At 63.0% G+C, this 26049-nt stretch carries 25 protein-coding genes; 12 read left to right on the forward strand and 13 right to left on the reverse strand.

Annotation, left to right across the window (positions count from 1 at the left end):
* Positions 1–63 precede the first annotated feature (63 nt).
* On the forward strand, positions 64–399 hold the full coding sequence (locus EOJ32_RS20495) for a sugar phosphate isomerase/epimerase (RefSeq protein ID WP_240542627.1): 336 nt from the start codon (positions 64–66) through the stop codon (positions 397–399).
* On the opposite strand, the gene EOJ32_RS20215 is transcribed toward EOJ32_RS20495, so the two are convergent.
* Together EOJ32_RS20215 and EOJ32_RS20220 are read right to left on the reverse strand one after the other, a co-directional pair.
* Complete coding sequence (locus tag EOJ32_RS20215) at positions 386–559, reverse strand: hypothetical protein (protein ID WP_164871523.1); 174 nt, start codon at positions 557–559, stop codon at positions 386–388. The genes EOJ32_RS20495 and EOJ32_RS20215 overlap by 14 nt on opposite strands.
* Entirely contained in the window at positions 544–765 is a 222-nt protein-coding gene (locus EOJ32_RS20220; RefSeq protein ID WP_164871524.1) for a hypothetical protein, read from the reverse strand. The genes EOJ32_RS20215 and EOJ32_RS20220 overlap by 16 nt, the downstream gene beginning before the upstream one ends.
* Positions 766–848: 83 nt before the next feature.
* On the opposite strand from EOJ32_RS20220, the gene EOJ32_RS19705 reads away from it, so the two are divergent.
* Positions 849–1292 (forward strand): NAD(P)-dependent oxidoreductase, encoded by a 444-nt coding sequence (locus EOJ32_RS19705; RefSeq protein ID WP_127899998.1) that lies wholly within the window; start codon positions 849–851, stop codon positions 1290–1292.
* Here the strand turns inward: EOJ32_RS19705 and EOJ32_RS19710 are convergent.
* Positions 1274–2164: a LysR substrate-binding domain-containing protein gene (locus tag EOJ32_RS19710; protein ID WP_127900020.1), complete on the reverse strand. Its 891-nt coding sequence runs from the start codon at positions 2162–2164 to the stop codon at positions 1274–1276. The genes EOJ32_RS19705 and EOJ32_RS19710 overlap by 19 nt on opposite strands.
* A gap of 158 nt (positions 2165–2322) precedes the next feature.
* Between EOJ32_RS19710 and EOJ32_RS19715 the strand changes: the two genes are divergently transcribed.
* From EOJ32_RS19715 to EOJ32_RS19740, 7 genes are all read left to right on the forward strand, one after another.
* Positions 2323–3636, forward strand: coding sequence for a VOC family protein (locus EOJ32_RS19715; RefSeq protein WP_240542626.1), 1314 nt, complete (start codon positions 2323–2325; stop codon positions 3634–3636).
* A 1-nt stretch (position 3637) separates the two neighbouring features.
* Positions 3638–5155, forward strand: coding sequence for an aldehyde dehydrogenase family protein (locus EOJ32_RS19720; protein WP_127900000.1), 1518 nt, complete (start codon positions 3638–3640; stop codon positions 5153–5155).
* A 7-nt stretch (positions 5156–5162) separates the two neighbouring features.
* The gene (locus EOJ32_RS19725; protein ID WP_127900001.1) at positions 5163–6386 is read left to right on the forward strand and encodes a pyridoxal phosphate-dependent aminotransferase; all 1224 of its coding nucleotides are present in this window, start codon (positions 5163–5165) and stop codon (positions 6384–6386) included.
* A gap of 12 nt (positions 6387–6398) precedes the next feature.
* The gene (locus tag EOJ32_RS19730) at positions 6399–9191 is read left to right on the forward strand and encodes an FAD-binding and (Fe-S)-binding domain-containing protein (protein ID WP_240542625.1); all 2793 of its coding nucleotides are present in this window, start codon (positions 6399–6401) and stop codon (positions 9189–9191) included.
* Between the two features lie 111 nt (positions 9192–9302).
* Entirely contained in the window at positions 9303–10127 is an 825-nt protein-coding gene (locus EOJ32_RS20740; protein ID WP_371706365.1) for an NAD(P)/FAD-dependent oxidoreductase, read from the forward strand.
* Positions 10091–10519, forward strand: a complete 429-nt coding sequence (locus tag EOJ32_RS20745) for an FAD-dependent oxidoreductase (protein WP_371706367.1) — start codon at positions 10091–10093, stop codon at positions 10517–10519. The genes EOJ32_RS20740 and EOJ32_RS20745 overlap by 37 nt, the downstream gene beginning before the upstream one ends.
* Before the next feature lie 498 nt (positions 10520–11017).
* Entirely contained in the window at positions 11018–11584 is a 567-nt protein-coding gene (locus EOJ32_RS19740; protein ID WP_127900002.1) for a recombinase family protein, read from the forward strand.
* Positions 11585–12445: 861 nt separating this feature from the next.
* On the opposite strand, the gene EOJ32_RS19750 is transcribed toward EOJ32_RS19740, so the two are convergent.
* From EOJ32_RS19750 to EOJ32_RS19765, 4 genes are all read right to left on the reverse strand, one after another.
* Positions 12446–13114, reverse strand: a complete 669-nt coding sequence (locus EOJ32_RS19750) for a ParA family protein (protein ID WP_127900004.1) — start codon at positions 13112–13114, stop codon at positions 12446–12448.
* Positions 13115–13246: 132 nt separating this feature from the next.
* Positions 13247–14281 carry a replication initiator protein A gene (locus EOJ32_RS19755; RefSeq protein WP_127900005.1) on the reverse strand — a complete coding sequence of 345 codons (1035 nt, stop codon included), beginning with the start codon at positions 14279–14281 and terminating at the stop codon, positions 13247–13249.
* A gap of 224 nt (positions 14282–14505) precedes the next feature.
* Positions 14506–16050 carry a MobV family relaxase gene (gene mobV / locus EOJ32_RS19760; protein WP_127900006.1) on the reverse strand — a complete coding sequence of 515 codons (1545 nt, stop codon included), beginning with the start codon at positions 16048–16050 and terminating at the stop codon, positions 14506–14508.
* A 353-nt stretch (positions 16051–16403) separates the two neighbouring features.
* Complete coding sequence (locus EOJ32_RS19765; protein WP_127900007.1) at positions 16404–16958, reverse strand: hypothetical protein; 555 nt, start codon at positions 16956–16958, stop codon at positions 16404–16406.
* 103 nt (positions 16959–17061) lie between these two features.
* Here EOJ32_RS19765 and EOJ32_RS19770 point away from each other — a divergent pair, with 103 nt between their 5' ends.
* Positions 17062–17319, forward strand: a complete 258-nt coding sequence (locus EOJ32_RS19770) for a helix-turn-helix transcriptional regulator (protein ID WP_127900008.1) — start codon at positions 17062–17064, stop codon at positions 17317–17319.
* A gap of 328 nt (positions 17320–17647) precedes the next feature.
* Here EOJ32_RS19770 and EOJ32_RS19775 read toward each other — a convergent pair.
* Positions 17648–18405 (reverse strand): IS5-like element ISPso2 family transposase gene (locus tag EOJ32_RS19775; protein ID WP_127898193.1). Its coding sequence is split into 2 segments (ribosomal slippage): positions 17648–18081 and positions 18081–18405, totalling 759 coding nucleotides; the frame shifts between segments, so codons are not numbered across the junction.
* Between the two features lie 251 nt (positions 18406–18656).
* Between EOJ32_RS19775 and EOJ32_RS19780 the strand changes: the two genes are divergently transcribed.
* Entirely contained in the window at positions 18657–19616 is a 960-nt protein-coding gene (locus tag EOJ32_RS19780; RefSeq protein WP_127900009.1) for an IS110 family transposase, read from the forward strand.
* A 254-nt stretch (positions 19617–19870) separates the two neighbouring features.
* On the opposite strand, the gene EOJ32_RS19785 is transcribed toward EOJ32_RS19780, so the two are convergent.
* Positions 19871–20749: a LysR substrate-binding domain-containing protein gene (locus tag EOJ32_RS19785; protein WP_127900010.1), complete on the reverse strand. Its 879-nt coding sequence runs from the start codon at positions 20747–20749 to the stop codon at positions 19871–19873.
* A gap of 192 nt (positions 20750–20941) precedes the next feature.
* Here EOJ32_RS19785 and EOJ32_RS19790 point away from each other — a divergent pair, with 192 nt between their 5' ends.
* Entirely contained in the window at positions 20942–22159 is a 1218-nt protein-coding gene (locus EOJ32_RS19790; RefSeq protein ID WP_371706359.1) for an NAD(P)/FAD-dependent oxidoreductase, read from the forward strand.
* Between the two features lie 53 nt (positions 22160–22212).
* Here the strand turns inward: EOJ32_RS19790 and EOJ32_RS19795 are convergent, their stop codons facing one another.
* The 4 genes from EOJ32_RS19795 to EOJ32_RS19810 form a co-directional block, all read right to left on the reverse strand.
* Complete coding sequence (locus tag EOJ32_RS19795) at positions 22213–23490, reverse strand: TRAP transporter large permease (protein WP_127900012.1); 1278 nt, start codon at positions 23488–23490, stop codon at positions 22213–22215.
* The gene (locus EOJ32_RS19800; protein WP_127900013.1) at positions 23487–23957 is read right to left on the reverse strand and encodes a TRAP transporter small permease; all 471 of its coding nucleotides are present in this window, start codon (positions 23955–23957) and stop codon (positions 23487–23489) included. The genes EOJ32_RS19795 and EOJ32_RS19800 overlap by 4 nt, the downstream gene beginning before the upstream one ends.
* A gap of 34 nt (positions 23958–23991) precedes the next feature.
* A complete protein-coding gene (gene dctP / locus EOJ32_RS19805) occupies positions 23992–24990 on the reverse strand; it encodes a TRAP transporter substrate-binding protein DctP (RefSeq protein ID WP_127900014.1) in 999 nt (332 codons plus the stop codon).
* Positions 24991–25069: 79 nt separating this feature from the next.
* The gene (locus tag EOJ32_RS19810; protein WP_240542623.1) at positions 25070–25966 is read right to left on the reverse strand and encodes a PfkB family carbohydrate kinase; all 897 of its coding nucleotides are present in this window, start codon (positions 25964–25966) and stop codon (positions 25070–25072) included.
* Positions 25967–26049: the final 83 nt, after the last annotated feature.

Genomic DNA, 26049 nt, shown 5'->3' on the forward strand with positions numbered 1-26049 from the left:
ATCGACCTGTGGCTGGAAGCCCTGCCACCGGCCTTCGCCAACATCATCTGTTCGGCAGGCGAGATGCGCGCCTTGATCGACCGCATCGGCAGCACCGCGCTGCACGGGGTGTACGATGTCGCGGGCGCCGTGATGACAGGGGAAACGGCCGAAGATTACTTCACGCATTTGGGCGATCGGCTGGCGCACGTCCATTTCACCGACTCAGACCCCGGCGGAAGCCACTTGGCCTGGGGCGAGGGTATCATCGACCTGCCGAAGATGATCGCCTTTCTGCGCGCACAGGGGTATGCCGGCTCCCTCACGGTGGAGCTGACGAACTGGAAGTACAACGTGGAGCCTTTCGCTCCGATGCGCCAGTGCGTCGATGCGATCCGGCAGGCGATCAGCGCTCCGTGACCGTTTCCCGGATCCAGTGCAGGAAGGCGCTGCACACCGGGTCCGAGGCCCGGTCGTCGGGAAGCACCACGTAATAAGCGGCATCCGTGGTCAAGGGGGCGTCGCGTACGACCTGAAGCGCGCCCTCGCGCAATTCGCGCTCGATCAGGTATGTCGGCACCAGGGAGCGCCCAGGCCCGCCATCGCCGCTTCGATCAGAAGTGTGAACTGGTCGAAGCGGTGCCCGCGGAAGGCATCCTCCGCCCCTTCGCCATAGGCGGCCAGCCACTCCGCCCAGAGCATCGGGCGCGACTCAATGTGCAGAAGAAACGACGTCAGCGAGGCGTCCCCGTGGCGCTTCATGAAGGTGGGAGAGGCGACGGGCACCACCGTTTCGCTGCACAGGTAGGTGTAGGTCGCCCCCGGCCCTGTCAATCGGCGCGCAAAGCTGACCCGCCGAAGCTTTCGGGATGCAGGTTGCCTATCACGCCCGCTACGATCGCGGTATCGCGGCCCCGTTCCACCCCGATCTGGAGACGCTTGCGGCTTGGGCGGACGATCTGTTGCTTTGCGTGCCGGGCGGGGATGCCACGCGCGGCATGATCGACGCCCGCATCCTGCGCGCTTTAGGTCCGAAGGGAACGCCGGTCAACGTGGCGTGGGGATCGGTCACGAACGAGAAAGACCTTATCGCTGCCCTGACACACAGGTGGATCGCCTCGGCCGGTTTGGACGTGCTCGCGACCGAGCCGCAGGTGAATCCGCGACTGACGCCGCTGCTCAATGTCACCATGATGCCGCATCACGCCTCCGGCACGGCCAAGGCGCGCGAGGCGATGGCCCGTCGGATGGTGGGCAACCTGATCACGCACTTCGACGGGCTGCCGCTGTTGTCTCAGGTGCCTTTGCGTTGAACCTGTCCGCAGATCCAGTCGCGGAACGCCAGACACATGGGATCGGACGCCAGTTCGTCCGGCAGCACGACGTAATAGGCGGCGTTGGTGGTGACGACGGCATCTGACAGCAGGACCAGCATCCCTTCGGCCAGTTCCCTTTCCACCAGATATCTCGGCACAAGCGCGATGCCGAGGCCGGAGACCGCCGCATCGATCAGCAGCGCGAACGTGTCGAACCGATGCCCCGCAAAAGCGTCCATGCCCTGATGCCCGTTCGCCTCCAGCCATTCGGCCCAGAGCATCGGGCGGGATTCGATCTGCAACAACGGCACAGATCCGGAAAAGACGTCCGGACGCCCCATGCGAGGGGCCGCGACGGGGACCACAGCCTCGCCGCACAGATAGGTGCATTGTGCGGCGGGCCAATCGGGCAAGCCGTAGTGGATGGCGATGTCCACCCCTTCGGCCGCCATCGCGAAGGGCGAGGCGCGGGACACCACTGTCGCCTGCACCCCGTCATGGCGGGCAAGGAAATCCGGCAGGCGTGGCATCAGCCAGCGGCTGCCGAAGGTGGGCAGCGTGGCGATAGTCAAATGCCCGCTGGCATCGCGCGACCCTGCGGCCTTCATTGCCAGTCGCTCCATTCCGGCCAGGAGCTGTTCCACCTCGGGCAGCAATCTGCGACCGGCATCGGACAGAAGGATGCGCTGACGAACCCGTGTGAACAGACCGATGCCCAGTTGCGTTTCCAGATCCTTGATCTGGCGGCTGACGGCGCTTTGGGTCAGGTTCAGTTCCTCGGCGGCGCGGGTGAAGCTGACATGGCGCGCCGCGGCCTCGAACGCCTGCAGCGCAGCAAGGTCGGGGATAAGCGTCCGGCTCAACTTCATTCCCATTTCGCATCACCCCAGTCTGAAACGCCGCGTTTACATCATCCGTTCATGCCGTATGAATATGAACAACACGCTCGACAAGCAACAGAGGTGATCCCTTGAACAGCCCGTCAAAAGTATCTTCGGATGAAATCCGCGCGCGCTTTTCATCTGCCATGTCGGCCATGTATCGCGACGAGGTTCCCGCCTATGGCACGCTGATGTCGCTGGTGGCGGATGTGAACGCCGAGGTTCTGGACCGCGACACGACGCTTGCCGCCGATCTGGCCAACACCGACCAGCTTGACCGCATTTCAGAAGAGCGTCATGGCGCGATCCGCCTTGGCACGCCCGAAGAACTGGCCACGATGCGCCGCCTGTTCGCGGTGATGGGCATGTTCCCCGTCGGCTACTACGATCTTTCCGAGGCGGGGGTTCCGGTCCACTCCACCGCGTTCCGTCCGGTGGGGGAGGCGGCGCTGCGGCGCAACCCGTTCCGCGTCTTCACCTCGCTGCTGAGAATGGACCTGATCGAGGAACCGGCCCTGCGCGACGAGGCGGCGCAAAGCCTTGCCAGCCGCCGCATCTTCACCCCGAAATGCATGGAGCTGATCGAGAAGGCCGAGGCCGAGGGTGGCCTGTCCGAAACCGACGCCGCCGCCTTCGTGGCCGAGGCGCTGGAGACGTTCCGCTGGCACTCCGACGCGCGAGTTTCGGCAGACCTGTATCACCGCCTGCATGACGCGCACCGGCTGATCGCGGACGTAGTGTCCTTCAAGGGGCCGCATATCAACCACCTGACCCCGCGCACGCTGGATATCGACGCGGTGCAGGACCGGATGCCCGATGTGGGCATCAGCCCCAAGGCCGTGGTCGAAGGCCCGCCCCGCCGCAACTGCCCGATCCTGCTGCGCCAGACCTCGTTCAAGGCGTTGCAAGAGGCGGTCCGCTTTCCGGGCGAGAATGCCGTCGAAGGCTCCCACACCGCCCGCTTCGGCGAGATCGAGGCGCGTGGCATCGCCCTGACACCCAAGGGCCGCGCGCTGTATGACGCGCTGCTGGACAATGTGCGAGCGCGGATCACCCCCGCCGCCAATGGCTCGAACGCGGATGAATATGTCCGCATTCTGGGCGAGGTGTTCACCGCATTCCCCGATGACTGGGAAGAAATCCGCAAGCAGGGGCTGGGCTATTTCGAGTGGTCCGCCACCGGAAAACCCGCGAAGGGGACCGACCCCGAGGCGCTTCTGGCCGCCGGTGCGCTGCGCTGCGATCCGATCATCTACGAGGATTTCCTGCCGGTATCCGCGGCAGGCATCTTCCAGTCCAACCTTGGTGACGGCGCGGTGCAGGAATTTTCTGCCAGCCCCAACCAGCGCATGTTCGAAGCCGACCTCGGCACCGGCGTGCTAGACGAATTTGCCCATTACGCAGGCATCGAGCAAGCCTCGCTCGATGCAAGCCTCAAGACCCTGAACGAAGGAAAGTAAGATGACCGATACCATCGCCAAGGATTGCACCGATCTTCTGGCCCGTCTGGGGGTCGATGCGGCACTGCACACCGGCGGCACGCTTAAGGCGTTTTCGCCCGTCACGGGCGAGCAGACCGCAGCATTGCAGGAACAGGACGCGGCGGCCGTCGGCGCCGCCATCGGTCGCGCGGCCGAGGCGTTCCGCGTCTGGCGCAACGTTCCCGGCCCGCGCCGCGGGGAACTGGTGCGCCTGCTGGGCGAGGAGCTGCGCGCGGCCAAGGACGATCTGGGCCGCATCGTGTCGATCGAGGCGGGCAAGTCCCCGTCCGAAGGCGCGGGCGAGGTGCAGGAGATGATCGACATCTGCGATTTCGCCGTGGGCCTGTCGCGCCAGCTTTACGGCCTGACCATCGCCACCGAACGCCCCGGCCACCGCATGATGGAAACGTGGCACCCGCTGGGCGTGGTAGGCGTGATCTCAGCCTTCAACTTCCCGGTGGCGGTCTGGTCGTGGAACACGGCGCTGGCGCTGGTCTGCGGCAACCCGGTCGTGTGGAAGCCGTCGGAAAAGACCCCGCTGACGGCACTGGCTGCGCAGGCGATCCTTGACCGCGCGCTTGCCCGTTTCGGCGATGCCCCCGAGGGGCTGAGCCAGGTCGTCATCGGCGGGCGCGAAACCGGCGAGGCGCTGGTGGACGATCCGCGTGTGGCGCTGGTCTCGGCCACGGGGTCCACGCGGATGGGCCGCATCGTCGGCCCGAAGGTCGCGGCGCGGTTCGGGCGTTCGATCTTGGAACTGGGCGGAAACAATGCGGGCATCGTCTGCCCCTCCGCCGATTTGGACATGGCCCTGCGCGCCATCGCCTTCGGTGCGATGGGGACGGCGGGGCAGCGCTGCACCACCATGCGCCGTCTGTTCGTGCATGACAGCGTGTACGACGCGCTGGTCCCGCGTCTGATCAAGGCCTATGAATCCGTCTCGGTCGGCAATCCGCTGACGACGCAGGCGCTGGTCGGCCCGCTGGTCGATGGCGATGCGTATGAATCGATGCAGGCCGCACTGGCCGAGGCGACAGCGGCGGGCGGCACCGTCCACGGCGGCGCCCGCGTGGCCGAGGCCGGACCGGACGCCGCCTTCTACGTCAAGCCCGCGCTGGTCGAGATGCCGTCCCAGACCGGGCCGGTGTTCGAGGAAACCTTCGCCCCGATCCTTTACGTCATGCGCTACAGCGATCTGGCGGCGGTGATCGAGGATCACAACGCGGTGGGGGCGGGCCTGTCCTCGTCCATCTTCACCACCGACCTGCGGGAAAGCGAGCTGTTCCTGTCGGCCTCTGGTTCCGACTGCGGCATCGCCAACGTCAACATCGGCACCTCGGGCGCGGAGATCGGGGGGGCGTTCGGCGGTGAAAAGGAAACCGGCGGCGGGCGCGAAAGCGGGTCCGACGCATGGCGCGCCTATATGCGGCGGGCCACGAACACCATCAACTATTCCCGTGCGCTGCCTTTGGCGCAGGGCGTCGTCTTCGATATCTGAGGGCATCATGACCGAAACATTCCGCCCTGCGCGGCGGATCGGGGATCTCGGCGTGTCCGAGATCCTGGCGATCACCGCACGCGCGGGCGCCCTGAAACGCGAAGGGCGTCCGATCATCATCTTAGGGACGGGCGAGCCGGATTTCGACACGCCCGACCACATCAAGAACGCGGCCATCGCGGCAATTCGCAAGGGCGAGACGAAATATACCAACCTCGACGGCTCGCCCGAGATGAAGCGTGCGATCCGCGACAAGTTCGCACGCGAGAACGGCCTGACCTTCGCCCAGAACGAGGTGACGGCGGGCGCGGGTGCCAAGCAGATGCTGTACAACGCGATGATGGCCAGTCTGAACGACGGCGACGAGGTGATCATCCCGACGCCCTGCTGGACCAGCTATTTCGACATCGTGCAGATCGCGGGCGGCGTTCCGGTCGCCATCCCCTGTCCGGGCGAGGCGGGGTTCCGCCTGTCGCCCGAGGCGCTGGAGGCCGCGATCACGCCCAAAACGCGGTGGCTGCTGCTGAACTCCCCCTCCAATCCCACCGGCGCGGCCTATGCCGAAGAGCATTACCGCCCGCTGCTGGAGGTGCTGCGCCGCCATCCGCACGTCTGGCTGATGGTCGACGATATGTACGAACACATCGTCTATGACGATTTCCGCTTCGTCACGCCGCTGGCACTGGACCCGTCGCTGAAGGATCGGTGCCTGACGATCAACGGCGTCAGCAAGGCCTATGCGATGACCGGATGGCGGCTTGGCTATGCGGGCGGTCCCGCAGCACTGATCGCGGGAATGGCGGTGGTGCAAAGTCAGGCCACGTCATGCCCGTCATCCGTGACGCAGGCGGCCTCCATCGCGGCGCTGGACGGGCCGCAGGATTTCCTGCGCGAACGGCGCGACAGTTTCGCCCGCCGCCGCGACATCGTGGTGGATGCGCTGAACGCCATCGACGGCATCCACTGCCGCAGGCCGGAGGGCGCGTTCTATACCTTCGCCAGCTGCGGGGGGATGATCGGACGTGTCACCCCCGACGGAAAGGTGCTGGAATCCGACCGCGACTTCTGCGCATGGCTTTTGGACAGCGCGGATGTGGCGATGGTGCCGGGATCGGCCTTCGGACTTTCGCCGTATTTCCGCATCTCCTACGCCACGTCCGAGGCGGAGTTGAACGAGGCGCTGGACCGCATCACGCAGGCCTGCGCCACCCTGCGCCGCGCGGCGGCTTGACCGGAGGCGGGAGTGATCAAACCGGCGGATCTGTTCGGCGCGGCCCTTCGTGCGGCGGGTTTCCGCGGCGAAGTGGAGGTGGACACGGCGTTGCGTGCGGCGATGTCCACCGACAACTCGGTTTATCAGATCATGCCCGACCTGATCGTCGCGCCGATGGATGCGGAGGACATGGCGCGGCTGGCCTCCGTGCTGGGCCAGCCGGAATTCGCGGATATGCCCGTCACCGCACGGGGCGGCGGCACCGGCACAAACGGACAGAGTCTGAACCGAGGCGTCATCGTCGATACGCGGCGGCACATGAGCCGCGTTCTGTCCGTGAACGTGCAGGACGGCTGGGCCGAAGTGGAGCCGGGCACCGTTCTGGACGATCTGAACGAACGCCTGCGCCCGACCGGCTGGTTCTTTGCGCCGGAAACCTCCACCTCCACCCGTTGCACGATCGGGGGGATGGTTAGCACGGATGCCTCGGGCAAGGGCTCGCGTATCTATGGCAAGACCAGCGACAACATCCTCGGGCTTCAAATCGCGCTGCCGGACGGCCTTCTGGGCAGTAACGAGGCGCCGCCCGACTGGGCCGTGCCGATGCTGGCCGCCGCCGAACGCGCGGCGCGCGCGGGGCGGGCGGCGTTCATCGCCAATACGCCGGCGTTGAACCGCCGCTTCACCGGATACGACCTTGACCGTGCCTGTGCGGGCAAGGATTTCGAGTGGTGGCGGCTGTTTCTCGGAGCCGAAGGCACGCTGGGCCTGATCAGCCGCATCCGTGTGAAACTGCGCCGGATCGAGCGGGAAAAGCGCCTTCTGGTCGTCGGGTTCGACAGTTTCGGCACCGCACTTGCGGCCGCAACGCCGCTTCTGGCGGCCGAGCCGACGGCGGTCGAGGTGATGGACGAACGCGTGCAGGCACTGGCCGAAGGGGCGGGCATCTTGACCCGTCTGCCGCAGCCTCTGCAATCGGTGGCGGGGCAGCGCATCGCCTATGTCTTCGTGGAGTTCAACGGCGATGATGCGGCTGTGCTGGCGACCCGTATCGGACAGGCGCGTGCCATCGTGGCCACCCTGCCGGGGGCGGGCGCGATCCACATGGCAGCCGATCTGGCCGAGATTCGCGAGCTTTGGGCGATCCGTTCGGCGGGCGTCGGCCTTCTTGGCAAGGTAGACGGCTCCTCGCGACCCGTCGCCTTTGTGGAGGATTGCGTCGTCCCGCCCCAGAACCTTCCCGCCTTCGTCGAGGAGTTCCTCGATGTTCTAACCCGTCACGATCTGGGCTTCGGCATCTATGGCCACGTCGACGTCGGCTGTCTGCACATCCGCCCTGCGCTGGACATCGACACAGAGGCCGACCGCGCCAAGCTCGTTTCGGTCTCGGATGCCGTGTTCGATCTGACGCGCAAATACGGCGGCATCTTCTGGGGCGAGCACGGCAAAGGGGTACGCGGCGCGTATCTGAAAGACTGGATCGGGGCCGAGGCCTATGCCGCCCTGCAAGGGGTCAAGGCGGCCTTCGACCCGCAGGGGCGCTTCAATCCCGGCAAGCTGGTCAGCCCGCGCGACGACATCATGGGCATCGCAACGACCCCCTTCCGCCCCTTCAATGCCCCTGAGGGCGACCCCCTGACCCGCGCCTTCCGCTGCAACGGCAATGCGCAATGCCTGTCCTATTCTGAGAAAACGCCGATGTGCCCCTCGTTCAAGGCCACGGCGGATCTACGCCACAGCCCCAAGGGCCGCGCGGACGCGCTACGCCAATGGCACAAGACGCGGGATGCGGCGCTGGAGCCGGACCTGCTGGAGGCGCTAGATGGCTGCCTCGGGTGCAAGGCCTGCGCGTCGAGCTGTCCGGTGCAGGTGGATATTCCGACGATGCGATCGGCCTTCTATGCCGACTACTACTGCCGCCATCGCCGTGCCTTCGCCGATCGTTTGGTGCTGCTGGCGGAACGGTTCAGCCCCGCGATCCTTCGTGCCGCGCCGCTGCTGCGTCCGTTCTGGCCGTTGATGGCGCGGATCGGTGGCGGGCTGACTGGAACAATCGACATGCCGGATCGGATGGGCGGTCCCGCGCCGCAAGCGTTGCGCCTTACGACGGATATGCCTGAGCGGACCGTGATTCTGGTGAACGACTGGTTCACAGCGCTGTTCGACCCCGACCTGATGCGCGACATGGTGGCGGGGCTGAGCGCACTTGGATACGTACCGCGGGTTCTCGACATGATGCCGGCTGGAAAATCTGCACAATCTTTTGGCGATATGGATGGCTTCTACATGATGGGCACCCGTCTTGTCGCACATTTGAAGAAGGCTGCTGCGAGCGGACTACCGCTGGTCGGGATGGACCCCGCCTTTGTCATGCAGCTTCGGCAGGATTATCCCAAAGCAGGACTGACTCCACCCAGCGTCCTTTTGGCGCAAGAGTTTCTTGCGGCCGAGGCGGCGGCGGGACGTATAACAGCGCGCGGTGTGCAGGGCAGCACGGTTACGCTGATGCCACATTGCACCGAAACGACTGGATTGCCCCAAGCAGCCGCCCTTTGGCAGGAAGTGTTCGCCACGATTGGAATCGCCGCTACCGCTCCCGCAGTTGGGTGTTGCGGAATGGCCGGGTTGTTCGGTCACCAGAAGCGTCACCAAGGTGTGTCAAAAAAGCTGTTCAACCTGTCGTGGAGAAAACATGTCGAAGGCGGTGCTCTGGTGGCCGCGACGGGTTTCTCTTGCCGCTGTCAAGGCGAGAGGTTGTCTTCTCAGAAGCTTCGCCATCCGCTCGGGGTGATTGCAGATGCGTTGAAAGAGGCGACGTACTAACGCATGGCCATGGCGTAGCGCGGTCGCGGCGTCTTTCGATCTGGATGTAACATGAAAAGCAAAGGAAATCTTTGGAACGCGTCGAGCACGGTCGAGTGCACGGCGGGACCCTTGGCCGAAGACAGAACGGTCGATCTTGTGGTCGTTGGGGGCGGATTCACGGGCAACTCCGCCGCGGTTGAAGCGTCGCGTCGCGGAGCCAGCGTCGCGGTTCTTGAGGCGGAGACCATCGGCCACGGCGGATCCGGCCGGAATGTCGGGCTGATCAATGCGGGCCTGTGGGTTCCGCCCGAGGAGGTGATCCGCACCATGGGCGACGCCGCGGGTCACAAGCTGATGGCGGCGCTGGCCGAAGGGCCGTCCCGCGTCTGGCGCCTCATCGGCGATCTGGGCATCGCGTGCGAGGCTACCCCGAACGGGACGCTGCATCTCGCGCATTCGGCGGCCGGCGTCAGGGACCTGCAGGATCGCCATCGCCAGGGGCTTGCCATGGGCTGGCCGCTCAGTCTGCTCGACGCGACCGAAACGGCACGGCGCACCGGAAGCCGCAGCTTCTTCGGGGCCTTGTTCGATCCCCGAGCCGGCACGATCCAGCCGCTGTCCTATGCCCGTGGTCTGGCCCGCGCAGCCCGGGCGGCGGGTGCGCATCTTCATGATGGAACCAAGGTCACCTGCGTCCAGCGGCAGGGGGACATGTGGGTGGTGACCGCCAACGGACACACCGTGCGGGCGAAGTCCCTGCTGTTGGCGACGAACGCCTATTTCAACGGGATCGAGATGGGGTTCCGTCCGGAGATCGTCGCGGTCAGCTATTTCCAGCTGGCCACCGCCCCGATGCCGGCGCGGCTGCGCGACAGCATTCTTTCGGGGGCGAGGGCTGTTGGGACACGGCCGTCGTCATGTCCTCGTTCCGCATCGATCAGGCTGGTCGGATGATCGTGGGGGCGGTCGGCAACCTGGAGGGCCCGGGCCGTCCGGTTCATGCGGCCTGGGCGCGGCGGGCGCTGGCGCGCGTGTATCCGCAACTGGCCGACCTGCCGTTCGAGCATGACTGGCGCGGACGCATCGCGATGACCGGGGACCACATCCCGAAGATCGTGGCCTTCGGACCGAACGCCTATGCCTGCTTCGGCTATTCGGGCCGTGGCATCTCCCCCGGCACGGTCTTCGGCACACAGGCGGCCATCGCCCTTCTGGAAGGCGACGAACGCGTTCTGCCGATCGCCCCGATCGCCGCACATCACGAGCGGATGGTCCGCGCGAAGGAGGTCTATTACGAGACGGGCGCCGTGCTGGCCCATTCGGTGCGCCCCGCGCCGTTCCTTTGACGGAAGGCGGGCAGCTTGGCGACCAGCCACGCCCGTGACCAGTCCGACCGTCATCAGTACAGTAGGTTCGGCAGGAAGGTCAGCAGCAGCAGGAACGGCAGAAAGCTTTGTTGCCGCAACCTGCGTCAGCAGCAAGCCAAGGAGAGAGTCGTCCGAGATGGAGAGCAGCCCGCTACCAGAGCTTGCGGGATCTGCTCCAAGCTCCAGGATCAGGGAAAACATTGAGGCCAAGGCCACGATGAACATCAAACCCGCCGTCGTTATGGCCGCTTCGGCCAGAGGCGACCGCGGGTTGGAAAGGATGAAGGCGGGGCGATGCCCCCACGAACCGCTTCCCGATCGAGGTGTTGGTTAAGAGGCTTTAGAGTGGTGGCTGACGGAGACCTGTTCAAAACCGAACGGTTTTGAACAGGGGTGGGGGAGGGTGCTCAAAATGGGTATTGTGCGGGGGTTGTGAACATCTAAGATGTGAACGACCCTTCTGAACAGTTTTGGCCCATGTCCCGCACCTTCGCCTATGTCCGCGTCTCCACCATTCAGCAGACCATCGAGAACCAGGTGCAGGAGCTGGAGACGGCCAGCTTCACCATTCCGAAGCACCGGATCATTTCCGAGACCATCTCGGGCAGCGTGCCGGCGCAGCAGCGCCCGATGTTCGCACGCCTGATCGATCGACTGGAGCAGGGGGATGTGCTGGTGGTCACGAAGATGGACCGCCTTGGGCGTGACGCCATGGACGTGGCGCAGACCGTGACCCTTCTGGGCAAGATGCAGGTGCGTGTTCACTGTCTCGCCTTAGGCGGCAGTGACCTGACCAGTCCCGCCGGACAGTTCACCATGACCATCCTGAACGCCGTCGCACAGTTCGAGCGGGAGTTGCTGATCGAGCGGACCCATGCAGGCATGGCCCGCGCCCGGTCTCAGGGAAAGATCATCGGCCGCCCCTCTACGCTGTCGGAGGCTCAGAAGCAGAGCATCCGTGCCGAGCTTGATGCTGGGGTGACGGTTTCGGATTTGGCCCGTCGCTATGGATGCAGCCGCATGACGATCGCTCGGTGTCGCTAAAGCCCAATGTAGACGTTCACCTTGCAACATGGCAAGCGATACGATGGGACTTTTTAAGCATCGCAGTGTAGATGCCGGGACTGAACAACCAGTGTCGCCGGGATGCGCCGCATGATCAGCGCCCGTGCCAACAGGAACACTGCAATCCCGATCGTGGGGGAATGGGTGATGCCCCGCAGCCTGCGCATCGGATTTACGAAGATGGACATGTAATACATAAGCCGCTTAAATGAGTAGATATGCGGTCTGCATCGTATATTAGATATCTCGGATATTACCCACGATAAGCCGCCCCTCAGGGCATCACCAACTTTCGTGCGTTACTCAAGACTATTCAAACATTGCTAGTTGCTGAGGCTCCATCCAATATCCGCGCTAACGCTTTGCCGTTTCCCGTGTGATCAGAGCCGTGACGGCCTGGTTCTCGTCCTCGAACCAGGCCGTCCGGTAGAACCGGGCGACGTTCTTCGTAGGTTGGCGCTTTTCGGGTGGGTCTGCATGGCTCAGAGATGGTACTTGCGCGCAATTTCCAGGGCTTCGGCTTGTTCAGTGCCGATGTATCCCTTGGCGCTTTCGATTCTGGTACGAAGGATCGTCTGTAGTCACTCCGCTGTGTATTGTTCCCAAAGCCGCTCGATTAGTTGACCCTGAGTGATCCCAAGCCGTTCCGCCTCAGCCGCTATGGCTTCCCCTACCTTCGGGAAAACCTTTGGGTGGAGTTGCCAAGTGCGCGGGCTCGGCTTGCGGCCGGGCTTCTTTCGTGGCGTTCGATCAAGAAACCCCCTCGCCTCTCCCACTTCGTCCACGCGCCGAACCTCTTCGACGGTTGTATCTTTCGGGCGGGCCTTCAGTCCGGCCAGCCTATTTGAGTCGCTCATAGACAGCCTCCGCGAAACCTTGGGCGTTCGTGATAGCCATATCGACCTTGCCCCCCGTCACCATCTCCGGATCTTGCATCATCGCGGTCAGATCGAAGCCATAGGCGAAGATTTCAGAGAACGCTGCCCGCGCGACCAAAGAAGGTTCGATTACGTCGATCCCTGCTCCGCGTAGTTGCTCTTCGAGTTCTTTCTGGACTCGGCTTCTCACGGCCGCGCTCGTCTTGGTCAGAACGACCGCGTGGCGAATCTTGCGGCCGAGAGCTTCTTCTTCTTCCCGGACCAGCGCGAGTGCTTCCGAGCCTATCTCAGCATCAAGCGCGGTTGGCTGCATTGGCACGATCACCAGATCGGCCTGAGATATTGCCCGGCTGACGAGTTGCGAGGCGACGCCTTCGAGGTCCACGATAACGATCCTGCCATCCCCGTCTGCGCCCCGGATCGTCGGAACGATTTCAGCTCGGCCGATCTCGCTCAGGAGCGTGACACCCTTGGGAGTACCGTGGGACGCCCACCGGGTCAGCGATTTGTTCGGGTCGCAGTCCAGGACTGTGACCTCAGCGCCCATGCGGGCGAACTCAGACGCCAGAAGGACGGCGCATGTAGATTTTCCAACGCCCCCCTTGGGGCTTGCCATGACGATGACGGGCATTGCTCGAACCTGTCTGTTTATTTTACCGGATTTATATCTAGCACCGGTTTTATTTTCAACACCTGATAAGTTTCTCTTACCGGAAATGTATCAGCTACCGGAAATATATCAGTTACCGGATTTGCACCTCGCTTAGGGCCTGCCGCGTTTCTCGAACCACTTCCGGCAAAAGCCAACGAAAGCCCCATCCGCATCGCGCGGCGGTTCAAAAATCCAGTCTCGCCATTCGCGTTCGAGGTAATGCACGTCCCAGCCTGGCGCGACCTGCCGAGCACGTTCATAGGTGACCGACTTTAGGGGCGGAACACGCCCCTCGATCAGTGGAGCGGGAACCATCGTGCCGCGATTGGTGAAGATGATCATATCTGCAGCTTCATCAAAGGCGACGTTGTAGTCCGGCAAATGGTCATGCTGAACCAGCTGCTTGATCATCTGGCGGAACCGCTTCTCCGGGCTTTGTGAGCCGGTCTTGAGCAAAAGTTTCGGTAGGGTGATCCGCCAGGTTCTTTGCTGCCCGCAGTGCTTTCGAGCGATCTCGTACACGCGGCGTTCGATTGGCTTGCGCAGACGAAAATAGTCCCGGTGCAAGGTCAGGACCTCTTCTTTCCGGATCGCGTTGAACACCCAGTCCGACAACTTCACCTCACACCAAAGAAGGCGCCCGTCCAGCCCGTGCTTACGGCGTATCGAGGAGGCGTCAATCAGACCGAAGCCGTCGATCTGCTCCTCATCGCCACTCACAATGTTTGTCCTGATCCGTGTTCCTTCGAGGCGGTCCAGCGCATCGAGGAGGGATTGATATTCCCGACCGCTTGTTCCCCGGTTGGTGAAGATCAGCAGTTCCCGCGAGTTGATCCGAACGCGTGGCGACACCTGCTCACCCAGCTTCAGCTTCGCCATGATCTGACTGATGCAGTAGATCAGGATGTCCTTGTCATAAATCGTGGCGAGACCTTTGACACTTGGCGTAATTTCCAACCAGTTCTCGCCGTTCTTGTAGCGCTTAACTGTGGTCTCCGGCTTCTTGGAAAGGGAATAAAACGGGTGCTCCATGTGTTGCATCACGTCCTTCAAGACCGCATCCGCCACATCGCAGATGAACAGATCGTGCTGAGGATGACGATCAGGCAGCAGGGGATCGTTTGAATTCGTGTTTTCAGTTACCATGCGGGCATATTCGTGCTTTCAGTTACCCAAGTCAAGATTCGTGTTTTCAGTTACCATAAACAGGATTTTAGTTACCGATATTCGTGTTTTTAGTTACCTGCATTCCGCGTAGTGGTTTGTTTTCAATTGGAAAAATGCCTCTGCGAGCCAGCGTAACACTGAATCTAACACATATTTAACACCTACGAGGATCACGCGACCTGTGGATAAGTCGTCGTAACGGATCAGTGTCGAAGCCCTGGCTCCTGATGCTTCGGTCCATCCTCTGCATCAGAGAGCCGCTCAATCATGCCGCGACGGATGCCAGCATCGACATCAACGTCCACATGATCAAAGTAGGCCAGTGCCAGGCTAAGCTGTTGCTGCTGAGAAAGATGATCGCCAAGCACGTCTTCCAGTACTGTCTCGTCACCCTGTCTTAGGGCCACCAGCTGCTCCTCTGAAAGAGCGCCTTCGATCTCCGCCTGGAATGCCAAACGGTCGTCTCGGCTGGTGAAGGGCGGGTTCACTCGATCCTGTGCCAGGTGAGCAAGAGCTTTCTGAACATAGGGCAGGGCGCGAGCCTCGATCGCAATCCGTACCGGGTCTTTCCGTTTCGCCACCTTGCCATCCGCCATAGCATCCAAGGTCAGGTCCAGGGCCCGGTCGAACCGGACCTGCTCTTCGGTCATCGCTGTGCCGTCAGGAATGACCCGGTCATAGATGTCCACGATCTTATCGATCCGAGCTGGTGAACCCGCAGCGTCCTTGAGGACGCCAAGATCACCATCGAGAATTTTCCCTTCCAGGTCGGCATAGGCTTCGAGGGCAGCGTTTGCCTCGGCCCCCTTGTTAGCCAGTTCGAGGCTCGACACCAATCGCGACAGCGTTTCACGGGCTGCGTCGAGCTGGGTCTTATAGCTCTGCTGCAGTGACTGAAGAGACTGGATCATCGACTGCGCCGTGTTCAGCTTCGCGTCCATGTCGAGTTTTTCTTCCCGCATCTTCATCTGGTGGCCACGGAGCGCGTCTGTGGCGACTTCTGTGGCCCGGGCATGCCAGTCAGCATCGCTTTCCTTGCCACCGCGCAGGAGAGAGCCTCTGACGCGCTCAGGGAGGGCGACCGCGTCTTCACCGGACATGTAGGCCCCATAGACCCGCTGCACGCGCTCGTGCCGCGCTGTGGAGCCCTTGATGCCCCGCCGAAGGCCATGCTTCTCGCTGACCTTCTCCGCAAAGTCTGTCTGGAGATCGGAAAGAGCCTTCTTGTTCCCCACGAACGACCGGCAGTTCAGCTTACCCCTGTCATCGAGGGGGATGGTCATCACCGTCATGTGCGGGGTGGTCTCGTCGCGGTGGACCATCGCTGAGAGGACGTTTTCCTTGCCGTGCCGGTTCTCGATCCAGCCAAGCGCATCCCGGAAGTACGTGTCCTGCTCATCCCTGGTCATGGCTTTCATTTTCGCGGGCGAGCCACCGATGAAGTATTCCAGACCGTGCACGGCGTTCTTCCTGATCTTCTCGGGAGCCCGATCCTTCCACGCTGTCAGCACGTCCTTGCTGTTGTCGCCACCGACCAGGATCATGTTGTCGCTGGTCCTGTCGGGATCGGCATTCGGGGTCTCCCGCTCCCGGAAGCTATGCTGAAGGCTGGCCCCCATGTTGCCGAGCGTTTTGATCTTCGCAGTCCGCATGATGCCGAAGGATTTCCCCTCACCGTGAAGGCCCTGCATGCTGCCCCGGACCTTGGACCAGCCTTCATCAAGGAACTTGCGGGGTTCTGCGGACATGGGAGCTTCCGTTTGAAGGAAGTGAGTATGTGCACTCACTAGACAATTTGTTTCCGCGTCGCGCAACCCAATTGTCGTTCGCCCGCCAAAAGGCGGGAGAAACACATACTCACTTCCTTCAAACGGCCTGCCGTTCGGCAGGCAATTCCCCCAAAAAATTACGGGGGTGAAGGCAGACGGGCAGGGTTAGCAATGGCGTGAAATCTGGTCGTCTATTTTCGGCTGGAAACGCCGGTCAGGCGGTCCTGTGCTTGCCGCCCTGCCGTGCAGACCTAGCGCCGATGAAATCTTAGCATTCGCAGCAATTCCCGGATCGGGCCTCCGATACTCGGAGGTCTCCGGCCCGACCTGGATCAGCCGTCACCCCACAGCTCGTCCATGAACCCCTTCTGGTCGAAGTCGGGATCGACAGGCCCGATCTGGGCGGTAAGTCTGCGGGCTATCTTTCGGCGCGATGTTTTGAGCACGGGCAGCGGAACCTCGCAGACCTGTGTTGGTTCCCTGGGCATCTCAGGGCACCAGCCCCATGCGAACCGGCGATCAAGTTGCGATAGATCATCTTCGCCAAGCCAGCCCAGATAGCCGCAGGTCACGACCCGCTCGCTGTCGCAAAGCTCGTGGCCGGTCGTGAAAGAACGGCTGTCCGAGAATCCTGATCTGGGGGCCATCTGCTGGTCCAGATTTTTCACGGCGACGCTGCCCTCTGACGTCAGACCGATGCCCTCGAACTCTCTGGAAGGGAGGTGCCGGATTTCGACACGAATGCGCTCCGGTTGTGCGAGCCCTTCGGCAATCAGATGTAGGGCGGCGTCGATGTCGATATAGCCACGGCTGTTCAGTTGCATCAGGGCTTGTCCTGTCTCGGTGAGCCTGGTCAGGATCATTGAATGCTGAAGGGGCTGGCTCATGGGGCGTCTCCTCGGAGTTGGTCTGGAATACACTGAATTATCCATTTTTTAGATAATCTGAAAAGCAGATTACCGCTGACGCCCAAAGAGGTGGCGCAGCGACATGACGAAGACGATCAGAAGCACAGGTCATGTGGCTTTATGCGAGGCGCTGATCAACGCCCGGAAAGCGGCAGGTCTGACCCAGGCTGGAATAGCCGAGCGCCTTAAGTGCCATCAGTCTCTGGTTGCCAGGATCGAGAGTGGCGAGCGCCGGATTGATGTCGTTGAGCTGGTGGTCCTTGCCCGCGCGATCGGTGTCGTGCCGTCTGTGATCCTGGAACAGGTCGCGGATGCGACTGACCCAGATCACCGTATCTGACTTCATCTTCCCAAAAGTATCCTCGGGGGAGCGCCGCCAAGCGCGGGGGCAGACAGCCCCCAGATGATTTTTCAAGGTTAAATCTTTTGGCGTGGGTTGCAGGCAAAACGAAGGTGTAAATCACTCTTCCATCGAGTCTTTCGGCCTTCTAGCTGGCCGAAAGACTCCGCCTTCGCTATCCTCGGGGAAGGGTAAGCCGTGCTGATATCGGCATCTTTGCAATGGCGCGCCTCCCCTTTTCAAGGACGGTCCGGCAGTGGTTAGCGTAGCGTTGTTAAGCGGTTTTTATGGCCGGCTGACAAGGGTATCTGGTACCTAGGGTCAGGATTCATAACCAATAGATGACGAGAGCCGCGAGGGCGATGGCTGAGAGGAAGACCTTGGGGCATCGGTCATAGCGGGTCGCGACGCGCCTCCAGTCCTTGAGCCTGCCGAACATGATCTCGATGCGGTTACGCCGCTTGTATCTCCGCTTATCGTATTTGATCGCCGTCTTGCGTTTCTTCCGGCCTGGGATGCAGGCACGTATCCCCTTGTCCTGCAACGCTTCTCTGAACCAGTCAGCGTCATAGCCACGATCTCCGAGTAGCCATTTGACGTTTGGCAGGCCACTCAGCAGGGCCCGAGCGCCGATATAATCGCTGACCTGTCCAGCGGTGACGAACAGGTCGATCGGTCGCCCCTGACTGTCGCAGATGGCGTGCAGCTTGGTGTTCATACCGCCTTTGGTTCGACCGATCAGGCGACCACGCCCCCCTTTTTGGCGGCCATGCTGGTCGCCGTTCGATGGGCCTTGAGGTATGTTGCGTCGATCATCACGGTCGTTTTCTCGCCGTGTTCCGCCGCCAGCCCGGCCATCATCCGCGCGAAGATGCCCTTTTCGCTCCAACGCTTCCACCGGCTGTAGAGCGTCTTATGTGGGCCATACGCGGCGGGCGCATCGCGCCAACGCAAGCCATTGCGATTGATGAAAATAATCCCGCTCAGCACCCGTCTGTCATCAACCCGGGGCTTCCCGTGCGACCTGGGAAAGAAGGGAGCCAGGCGCGCCATCTGCGCGTCGGTCAGCCAGAAGAGATCGCTCATGTCACCGCTCCGTTTTCGGAGGCGTGAATCACGCAGCGCAACAGAAATCAATGCATCCTGACCCTTCTGTGTCTGGACTGCGCTAAACTGACCCCGTCACCGGCCCCGGCCAGGGCCGATGGCGGGGTGGTGCGCGACGTCTGACCCTTGTGGGATAACCACGCTTCTTAGCCTGTCGGCACCGCCTCTCTTCATCGTCTCGAACAGTTGATTGCGGCCTTTGCGGGACCGCGCACCAGAAGGAAGAGAGCATGGACAATCTATCACATGGCCACGTTATCGGCATAGACGTCAGCCGCGACTGGCTCGACGTTCATTGCCTCCCCGATGGACATCGATGCAGAATGCCAAACGCTCCGGCTGGTCATACTGCCGTGGCGGATCTTGCCCGCGACCGGGATGCCGTCGTCTGCTTTGAATCGACTGGTGGCCAGGAGTGGCAGCTCTGGGCGCATTTGGAGGCACAAGGTATTGTTGCCCGCCAGGTTCCACCCGCTCAGGTAAAGGCGTTTGCGCAAAGCCGTGGCACCCGCGCAAAGACCGACCGGATAGACGCCGAACTCATCGCTCGCTTCTTTGCTTTCCGCCCCGAAGCAGGCCGAAGCCTTCCTGCGGAAAAGCTTCGCTTTCTCAGGGCGTTGGCGTCGAAACGAGCCCAGTTGATCGAGATGCGCAAGCGACTGCTTGCCCAAATCCGTGCGCATCAGAAACTGGGAACCGCTGCAATGTTTGAGGACGTCGACACCGAGCTGACGCAACGGATCGACAGCCTGATCAAGGAGCTTGAAGACAGGATCATCCGGGCCATCGCGAGCGACGATCACCTGTCGGAAATGGCCACCGTTCTGCGTTCCATCCCGGGGATCGGCCCGGTTGCCAGCACAATGCTGATCGCCGAAATGCCCGAGATTGGCACAATCACCGGTGAAGAAGCGGCAGCACTCACCGGGCTAGCCCCGGTTGCGCATGACAGCGGAACCCTTCGCGGGAAACGGGCGATCGCCGGTGGTCGCCGTGCCCTCCGACACGTGATGTTCCAAGCGGCCCTAGTTGCGTCACACCACAACCCCCACCTGAGATCCTTCGCAGATCGACTTCGCAAGGCAGGTAAACCGCACAAGGTCATCATCACCGCCGTCGCCAGAAAGCTGGTCACCATCGCGAATGCAGTGTGCAAAAGCCGTCAGAAATGGGCAGACCATCCGACCTGACAGATACAGTTGCTAGGGTCTTGGAATCTTCCGGTCAATTTCCTTTAGATCGGCGTGGGCCTGTCGAAGCCTGTCCGTCAGGGCGTGTATGCGAGCATCAATCTCTTTCGTTCCGGCGAAAGGCAGTTGGTGAGCCAGTTCGGCCTCGATCCCCCAAATAGTTTGTTTGAGAGTTGTAGTCTGGGCAGCAAGATCGGTCATAGACTGGTTCTCGTGAAAAGGAGGCAGGCTTCGGCAATCTAGAAGAATCCGCCCTACCGACTTTGGCGCAGGAAATCCAAAAGAAGCGCCAAAGGCCGCCCGGGTGTCTGAAGTGGAGCCCAGACCAAGTAATACTGGCCCTTTGCAACCGTGTATTCCGGCCATGCGGGCCTCAGCCGGTCTTCGGTGAAATACCGTTCCGCAAGATGATCGGGCAGAAGGGCTATGCCGAATCCCAACGCGGCGGCCTCGGCCATGGCTGCGAATTGGTCAAACAACATCCCGCGCAGATGAACGGCGCAAAGGCCGTGTCGTTCGAACCACTCCTCCCAAGCACCGGGACGGTTTTGCAGATGCAGCAGGGGCTTGGACAGCAGGCCCGCCACCCCCTCGCCTTGGGGAAGAAGGTCGGGATGGCAGCAGGGGATCAGTCGCTCCGTCGCGAGCGGCATGTAGGCCATGCCCGTCCAATCCTTCTCTCCGAAATGGATCGCGGCGTCGAACCCCTCACTCGCAAGGTCGAAGGGGGCGAGGCGGGTCGACAGGTTCACCGTGATTTCGGGATGAAGCTGGGCGAAATCGCGCAGCCGGGGGACCAGCCAGTGCATCCCGAAGGTGGGGCGGATGGCGAGGTTCAGGCTGGCCTGCGATCCGGCGGCCCGCAGCTTCAGGCTGGCCCGCGCCAGATCCTGAAGGCAACCGCGGGCCGAACGGGCATAGTCGACGCCGCTTTGGGTCAGCGACAACCCCTTGCCCTTGCGCCGGAACAGCTCCACCCCGAGCTGGTCCTGAAGGATCCGCAGCTGCCGGCTGACGGCAGAATGCGTCAGCGCAAGATCTTCGGCCGCAGCCCCGACGGATCCTACACGCTCCACCGCCTCGAGCGCGAGAAGAGACTGGATGGAGGGAAGGAACCGGCGCGGCGCGATCATGTGAGTTTCCCTTCAGTTACCGTGAGAAAACGTCGTTTCTTCTAGATCGTCGGCTGGGTGTAGGCTGAGGCCGATGCAATAGGCATGGCCATGGCGTAGCGCGGTCGCGGCGTCTTTCGATCTGGATGTAACATGAAAAGCAAAGGAAATCTTTGGAACGCGTCGAGCACGGTCGAGTGCACGGCGGGACCCTTGGCCGAAGACAGAACGGTCGATCTTGTGGTCGTTGGGGGCGGATTCACGGGCAACTCCGCCGCGGTTGAAGCGTCGCGTCGCGGAGCCAGCGTCGCGGTTCTTGAGGCGGAGACCATCGGCCACGGCGGATCCGGCCGGAATGTCGGGCTGATCAATGCGGGCCTGTGGGTTCCGCCCGAGGAGGTGATCCGCACCATGGGCGACGCCGCGGGTCACAAGCTGATGGCGGCGCTGGCCGAAGGGCCGTCCCGCGTCTGGCGCCTCATCGGCGATCTGGGCATCGCGTGCGAGGCTACCCCGAACGGGACGCTGCATCTCGCGCATTCGGCGGCCGGCGTCAGGGACCTGCAGGATCGCCATCGCCAGGGGCTTGCCATGGGCTGGCCGCTCAGTCTGCTCGACGCGACCGAAACGGCACGGCGCACCGGAAGCCGCAGCTTCTTCGGGGCCTTGTTCGATCCCCGAGCCGGCACGATCCAGCCGCTGTCCTATGCCCGTGGTCTGGCCCGCGCAGCCCGGGCGGCGGGTGCGCATCTTCATGATGGAACCAAGGTCACCTGCGTCCAGCGGCAGGGGGACATGTGGGTGGTGACCGCCAACGGACACACCGTGCGGGCGAAGTCCCTGCTGTTGGCGACGAACGCCTATTTCAACGGGATCGAGATGGGGTTCCGTCCGGAGATCGTCGCGGTCAGCTATTTCCAGCTGGCCACCGCCCCGATGCCGGCGCGGCTGCGCGACAGCATTCTTTCGGGGGGCGAGGGCTGTTGGGACACGGCCGTCGTCATGTCCTCGTTCCGCATCGATCAGGCTGGTCGGATGATCGTGGGGGCGGTCGGCAACCTGGAGGGCCCGGGCCGTCCGGTTCATGCGGCCTGGGCGCGGCGGGCGCTGGCGCGCGTGTATCCGCAACTGGCCGACCTGCCGTTCGAGCATGACTGGCGCGGACGCATCGCGATGACCGGGGACCACATCCCGAAGATCGTGGCCTTCGGACCGAACGCCTATGCCTGCTTCGGCTATTCGGGCCGTGGCATCTCCCCCGGCACGGTCTTCGGCACACAGGCGGCCATCGCCCTTCTGGAAGGCGACGAACGCGTTCTGCCGATCGCCCCGATCGCCGCACATCACGAGCGGATGGTCCGCGCGAAGGAGGTCTATTACGAGACGGGCGCCGTGCTGGCCCATTCGGTGCGCCCCGCGCCGTTCCTTTGACGGAAAGAGGCGCAGGGGCGGCGGCTTGCCGCCCCTGAGACATGTCGTGCCGGTCATCGGTACAGCAGGTTCGGCAGGAAGGTCACCAGCGGCGGCACGAAGGTCAGCAGCAGCAGAACGCCGATTAGGGCCAGCAGGAACGGCAGGAAGCTCTTCGTGAAATCCTCGACCGAGCAGCGGGTGATGGAGCACACGGTGAACATCACTGTTCCCACCGGCGGCGTCAGGGACCCGATGGCCGTGTTGAATACGAGGACGACGCCCAGGTGAACCGGGTCGATCCCCAGAGTCGCCGCGACCTGCGTGAGCAGCGGGCCGAGGATCACGATGATCGCCAGCCCGTCGAACACCATCCCAAGGATCAGCAGGGCAATATTCACGACCAGCAGGACAATGAGCGGGTTGTCCGAGATGGCAAGCAGTCCGCCGATCAGAACCTGCGGGATCTGCTCCAGGCTCAGGATCAAGGAAAATACCGAGGCGGACGCCACGATGAACATCACTCCCGCCGTGGTCATGGTCGCTTCAGCCAGAAGCGACGACATGTCTGACGGCTTTATGCCACGATAGACAAGCGTTCCGACCAGAAAGGCATAGGCCGCGGCAACCGCGCCCAGCTCCGTCGGGGTGAACCAGCCGCCGCGCAGCCCGAACAGCAGCATCACCGGCATCGCTAGCGCCCAAAGCGCCGCCCGTCCGTTTAAGAGCACCTCCCCCGGGCCGGCGCGCGTCTTTCGGGCGGGGGCAAGGTTCATCCTGATCGCGGTCCAGCGCACGGTCAGCATGAGCGCCGTTGCGATGATGAAGGCGGGTATGATCCCCCCAACGAACAGCTTTCCGATCGAGGTATCTGTCAGAAGGCCGTAGATGATCAGCGCGATGGACGGCGGCATTACCGGCGCGATCAGCGACGACGCGGCCGAGATGACCGAGCCATAGGCATTGGAATAGCCCCGCTTGCGCATGACCGGAACGATCGTGCGGGCGTCGATCGCGGCATCGGCGTTGGCTGACCCGGACATGGCCCCCATGAAGACCGAGTTCAGCACCGCGATCTGGGCGAGCCCACCGCGCCAGTGACCGACCAGCGTCTCGCAGAAGGCGTAGAGCCGGTCTGCGATGCCGCCCCGCGCCATGGCCGCTCCGGCGACCACGAAAAGCGGAATTGCCAGCAGCGGGAAACTTTCCAGCCCCGAGGACATCCTCTGCGCGACGATGCTCGCTGTCATCGGATTCTGCGCGAAATACGCCACGGTGGCACCCAGCATCACGAAGCCGACCGGCAGGCCGAGCAGCAGGAGCGCCGCGAATGCGACGGCGGAAAGTATCATGGGCGACGCTCCTTCAGTCGGGTGGCGATCTCGACAACTCGGGCAAGGATCACCAGCGCCATGCCCACGGCCAGAAACGCCGCGAGGATCCACTTGGGCCAGCCAAGCGCCAGAAACTTGGTGAAGCGCGCCGTCGCCATCTGCGCATGGGCCGCATGGATGGTCGCGGCGGCAATTGCGATGACGCAGAGGTCCGCGGCGGTTTCGACCACCCGCCGGTTCCGGGGCGACAGCCGGTCGGTGAGGATGGAGACGCCGACCATCTGGCCCTGCAGCGACGCGCCGGCCAGCCCCAGCCAGACGGAGCCGATCAGCAGGATGACGGCCATCTCCTGCGCCCAAGAAATGGAGGTGGCGAACAGATTGCGCGCAAGTACATCTGCCAGTACGATCAGCACTAAGGCCGCAATCATGGCGGACGGAAGCCCCACCCCCGCAAGGGTGATGATCTTTCGCAGCGGATTCATGGACAGATCTCTCTCATCAGGGGCGGGGATTCGATCATTCGCCGATGGCGGCCGCACGGACTTGGTCGTCGAGCCCTTCGGGCCAGTCGGGGAAGCTCGAGTAGAATCCCTGCGTGGCGGCCCGATAGGCCTCGACGTCGGCCTCGTGGAAGGTCACGCCCTTAGCTTCGAATTCTGCCCTGATCTCGGCTTCCAGTTCGGCCGAAGTCTTGGCAAGCTCCTGTCCGCCTGTGCGGAACTCCTCCAGCAGGATGGCGCGATCCCCTTCGTTCAGGGACTGGAAGACGCTCTCGCTCATCACCCAGCCGGTGAAGAGGTTGAAGTGGCCTGTCAGGGTGATCTCCTTGGCGACCTCGTACCAACCGGAGGCCCGCAGCCCGGTCAGCGGGCTTTCCGCGGCAGTCACCACCCCTTGCGACAGGGCGGAATAGACTTCGGCAGCCTCCACCGAGGTCGGGATGACACCCAGCGGCTGGAAGGTCTTCATCCACGTCTCGACCGAGGGGACGCGCATGCGAACGCCGCGCAGATCCTCGGGTGCGGGATAGGCGGCAGTCCCGATCATGTGCCGCGGCCCGTCGAACCAGTTCAGGGCCACGACCCGAAGGCCGGCGGTTTCGGCCAGACGGTCGTAGAAGCCCTGCATCAGGGACGAATTCGCGAGCCGCTCCGCCTCCACGTTGTCGGCGACGACGAAGGGCCCCTCGACGACTGCAAGCTCCGGCACGCCGAAGCCCGCCAGGAACGACGCGGAGGTGAAGGTCATCATCGGCAGGCCCTGACTTGCCTGCTCGATGGAATCGGTGGTGGAGCCGAGCTGCCCGGAGGGGAAGCCCTGGAAGGCCACTCGGCCGTCGGTGCGTTCGGTGACGCGTTCGGCGACGGCCATCACGCCCTTCCAGCTTTGGCTTGTGGGCGCGTTCACCGTGGCGATCCGGATCGTGGCCTCCTGCGCGGCGGCGAAACCAGATATCAAGGTCACTGCGGCCATGACGGCCGCCGCCAGTCCGGCGCGGGGGGGTGAAATGTACATGGGGGTCCTCCTGTGGGCTGTTGGGGGCTTTTCAGGGCAGTCGATCTGCGTCGGCTTGCCGTGGGTTTGATGCCGGACGCTATCCGGCCATCATGCCGGGCGGCGGGGCAGGGGTGGTGGTGGCGTAGATCTCGTCGATGGTCATCATTCGCGTGAGGTCGATGTCCATCGGGACGCCGTGGCCGAAGGCGCCGGGCGACAGACACGTCTCGGCCGCGGCAAGGGCGGCCTCCTTCATGAGCTGGGGCGGAGCTTCCTCGCGCAGCAGCCCGACGAGAACCCGCGCGATGAAGGTGTCGCCGGCGCCGAGGGTGTCGATCGGGACGACCTTCTCCCCGCCCGCCTCATGAACCCTGTCGGGCCCCATCAACAGGGCCCCGTTTTCACCCCGGGTGACGACGGCCCATGTCGCGCCATGCGACAGCGCAGTCCGGGCCAGCGCGGCGGCGGCTTCGCGATCAAGATCGCCACCCGAGAAGGCGGCCAGGAAGCAGTGCGGCGCAACGGCCGCGATCTTCATTTCGCCGTGCATCGTTGCAAAGTCGTAGGAAACCCTGGTCAGCGTCGCGATCTTGCCCAGCCACGCGTCGATATGGCTGGACCGGCCAGTGTGAACGGCATCCGCCGTCGCCATCCAGGCAAGATCGGCATCTGAGGGGGGAACGATCGACACACCCAGATTGGCGCCGACGAAAACCCGGTCGCCGTTTTCGGTGGCGATGACGCAATAGGCCGTCTCGCCGGGAAGAAGGCGCAGGAGGGAGGTGTCGACTCCTTCGGCCCGAAGCGCGGCCCTGATGGCCCGGCCGGCCTCGTCATCGGCGACGGCCCCGGCATAGGCGGTCACCGCCCCGAACCGTCGCGCGAACACGGCGTGATTCACGCAGTTCCCACCCGGATACATGACGTTCCGGTCGCGGTAGCAGTCGACGACATTGTCGGCGAAAGCCAAAATTCTGGGAGGGTTCTTGGTCACGGCAGCCTCGACTTCAGCGGTTTATGTGAGAACGTTCGCAAAAGTGGTCCCAGCTTGTCAACTTGTCTTGACAGGGCGTCATC

This window comes from Paracoccus sp. Arc7-R13, assembly GCF_004010775.1.
Classification (GTDB): Bacteria; Pseudomonadota; Alphaproteobacteria; order Rhodobacterales; family Rhodobacteraceae; genus Paracoccus; species Paracoccus marcusii.

Coding starts and splice junctions, on each gene's coding strand:
- EOJ32_RS19750 (WP_127900004.1), bottom strand. CDS start 13,114: ATGCCCGTCATCGTCATGGCAAGCCCCAAGGGGGGCGTTGGAAAATCT.
- EOJ32_RS19740 (WP_127900002.1), top strand. CDS start 11,018: ATGTCCCGCACCTTCGCCTATGTCCGCGTCTCCACCATTCAGCAGACC.
- EOJ32_RS19765 (WP_127900007.1), bottom strand. CDS start 16,958: ATGAGCCAGCCCCTTCAGCATTCAATGATCCTGACCAGGCTCACCGAG.
- EOJ32_RS19720 (WP_127900000.1), top strand. CDS start 3,638: ATGACCGATACCATCGCCAAGGATTGCACCGATCTTCTGGCCCGTCTG.
- mobV (WP_127900006.1), bottom strand. CDS start 16,050: ATGTCCGCAGAACCCCGCAAGTTCCTTGATGAAGGCTGGTCCAAGGTC.
- EOJ32_RS19715 (WP_240542626.1), top strand. CDS start 2,323: ATGTCGGCCATGTATCGCGACGAGGTTCCCGCCTATGGCACGCTGATG.
- EOJ32_RS20745 (WP_371706367.1), top strand. CDS start 10,091: ATGTCCTCGTTCCGCATCGATCAGGCTGGTCGGATGATCGTGGGGGCG.
- EOJ32_RS19725 (WP_127900001.1), top strand. CDS start 5,163: ATGACCGAAACATTCCGCCCTGCGCGGCGGATCGGGGATCTCGGCGTG.
- EOJ32_RS19705 (WP_127899998.1), top strand. CDS start 849: ATGCAGGTTGCCTATCACGCCCGCTACGATCGCGGTATCGCGGCCCCG.
- EOJ32_RS19770 (WP_127900008.1), top strand. CDS start 17,062: ATGACGAAGACGATCAGAAGCACAGGTCATGTGGCTTTATGCGAGGCG.
- dctP (WP_127900014.1), bottom strand. CDS start 24,990: ATGTACATTTCACCCCCCCGCGCCGGACTGGCGGCGGCCGTCATGGCC.
- EOJ32_RS19755 (WP_127900005.1), bottom strand. CDS start 14,281: ATGGTAACTGAAAACACGAATTCAAACGATCCCCTGCTGCCTGATCGT.
- EOJ32_RS19800 (WP_127900013.1), bottom strand. CDS start 23,957: ATGAATCCGCTGCGAAAGATCATCACCCTTGCGGGGGTGGGGCTTCCG.
- EOJ32_RS19780 (WP_127900009.1), top strand. CDS start 18,657: ATGGACAATCTATCACATGGCCACGTTATCGGCATAGACGTCAGCCGC.
- EOJ32_RS19710 (WP_127900020.1), bottom strand. CDS start 2,164: ATGAAGTTGAGCCGGACGCTTATCCCCGACCTTGCTGCGCTGCAGGCG.
- EOJ32_RS19795 (WP_127900012.1), bottom strand. CDS start 23,490: ATGATACTTTCCGCCGTCGCATTCGCGGCGCTCCTGCTGCTCGGCCTG.
- EOJ32_RS19785 (WP_127900010.1), bottom strand. CDS start 20,749: ATGATCGCGCCGCGCCGGTTCCTTCCCTCCATCCAGTCTCTTCTCGCG.
- EOJ32_RS20495 (WP_240542627.1), top strand. CDS start 64: ATGCGCGCCTTGATCGACCGCATCGGCAGCACCGCGCTGCACGGGGTG.